General features: G+C 41.5%; 1 protein-coding gene. It reads left to right on the top strand.

What is annotated here, in order from left to right:
• Positions 1-1,034 (top strand): hypothetical protein (locus ACFIQE_RS10645; protein ID WP_375707730.1); only part of this gene is annotated, 1,034 nt, incomplete at its 5' end.
• Between the last annotated feature and the right edge of the window lie 92 nt (positions 1,035-1,126).

Here is a 1,126-nt window from a genome sequence, read left to right as displayed (position 1 = left end):
ATATAAGCTTTGGGGCAGGTATGGTAGCTGGTGTACCGGCTGAAGTATACGGTACGGTTGATGGTTTTTTGCAAATAATCAGTTCTCCTACGGTTGGTGACTTGATACAAATAGCCAAAAATTCCAAAGAGATTTTGAAAGCGCTCAAAGATTTCTTCACCAGTGGTAAGGTTTTGGCTACCCTTGGGCATGCCTTTGCACAGCCCTATGTAGATCGCATTAATAAAATGGAGGAGGAATATGAGCGAGCCGGTGCCGGTGGTTCCTTTAATGCTGGTCTTGAATTTGGAAAATTATTGACTGAAGTAGCAACGCTGTTTTTGGGAGGTGCTGGAGCAGCCAAGGGAGGCGTAAAGCTTGGCGAAAAGGTTCTGGCTAAATTCGCTGCTAAGACTGAAGAAGCGGCTGCAAAAGCAGAAAAGGAACTTGCCCAATCAGTTGGAAAAATTGGCTCTGAAGACAGTGCCAAGGGCGAAACATCCCCAAAGCCTTCAAAAAGTAATAGCAATCGTGAAACACTCGAAAAAAATAAGGAGCATCATGACGGAAAGCGTACAGAAGAAATGCAAAAATTACAGGAAGCAGGATGCACAACATGTACGCAAGAAGCATCGTTTAAAAAAATAGTTGAGAAACCTGATGGTAAAGGAGGGACAAAGGAAGTTGCAATAAGATCCCGTCCTGATATTCTCTATATAGAGGATGGTGAATTAAAAATTGTTGAGGTAAAAACGGGGAATGCTGGTCTAACCGAAAACCAAAAGATTTTGGAAAAGGAGTATAAAACAGGAGATGCGCAACCCACAGGAGATGTTGTTTTAAAATTCCTTGAGGAAAACAAAGAAAAGCTAAATAAATATCAAGAAGAACTCAAAAAATTTATAGAAAGAGAAAAACCAACGGAGGAAGCATTGAGGAATTTTAAGAAAAATTGGCCTAAAGAACAACTGGGCAAGGGTTGGGGGAGACCGATAAAATACGAAGTTATTCGTCATCCGAGCCGTTTAACAGAGCTTCTTGCACAAGGAAAGTGAGTCATGATGCAAACTAAAGATGTCACAGAGATTTTAAAAAGACTGGGCTGGGAGCCTTATCGTGATAACGTGGGGGATACTTTTGCGCATTA

Origin of the sequence: Bartonella sp. AA1HLJMS (assembly GCF_042197445.1) — a bacterium.
Classification (GTDB): Bacteria; Pseudomonadota; Alphaproteobacteria; order Rhizobiales; family Rhizobiaceae; genus Bartonella.
This window is presented reverse-complemented; position numbering and strand designations above follow the sequence as displayed.